This is a genomic window from Streptomyces sp. NRRL WC-3549, assembly GCF_000721935.1.
Lineage (GTDB): Bacteria > Actinomycetota > Actinomycetes > Streptomycetales > Streptomycetaceae > Streptomyces.
In genome coordinates, this window is record NZ_KL585399.1 from 165225 (window position 1) to 166078 (window position 854).

The 854-nt window shown below is 73.2% G+C and carries 1 protein-coding gene; it reads right to left on the reverse strand.

Annotation, left to right across the window (positions count from 1 at the left end):
- The coding region (locus IH13_RS0115700) for a chorismate-binding protein (RefSeq protein ID WP_031084863.1) at positions 1–687 on the reverse strand (687 nt) is incomplete at its 3' end.
- Positions 688–854 lie beyond the last annotated feature (167 nt).

Sequence of the window (854 nt, forward strand, 5' to 3'; positions counted from 1 at the left end):
GCCGGTGCCGTCGGCGAGCCGTCCCCGGACGGTGGAGACGAGGTGGACGAGGCCGGGGTGCTTCTCCACCGCGCACAGGTCGGGCACGGTGACGCTGCCGGTGGCGCAGACCTGGCCCAGGTCGTTGCGGACGAGGTCCACGATCATCACGTTCTCGGCGTGGTCCTTCTCCAGCAGGTCGCCCTCGGTCCGTCCGGTCCCCTTGATCGGTCCGGACTCCACGGTGCGGCCGTCGCGCCTCAGGAAGAGTTCGGGGGACGCGGTGGCGATCTCCACGCCGTGTGCGGGCAGCCGGATCGTCCCGGCGTAGGGGGCCGGGTTGCCGCGGGCGAGCAGGGCGGTGAGGGCGTCCACGTCGGCGTCGGGGCCGGGCAGGGGCGCGGTCAGGACGCGGCAGAGGTTGGCCTGGTAGACCTCGCCGGCCGCGATGTGTTCACGGATCCGCCGCACGCCGGCCGTGTAGGCGTCCTCGTCGAGTGAGGAGGTCCAGTCCCCGGGAGCCGGTCCGCGCCAGGCCCCGGGGACGGGCGGTGGCACCTGCTCGGTCCGTACGGTGGCGAAGCGGGCGCAGGTCAGACGCCCCTCGAAGTCGGCGCAGACGGCCCAGAAGCCGGACGATTCGAGGGCCGCGGGATCGCTGGTGACGTCCTGCAGGCCGGAGGCGACGAGGCCGCCGAAGCGGGCCATGGGGGCGTGGTCGTGCACGCGGACGAGTGTAGGACGGCCGCCGGTGACCTGCGGCGGGGCCGCGGATCCGCAGCACGCTGCAGGAACGCGTTTTTGTGCTGGCCCGGGAATCCGCTAGAGTTCAACACGTCGCCGGGACGCGCAAGCGGACCGGGAATGACAAGCGG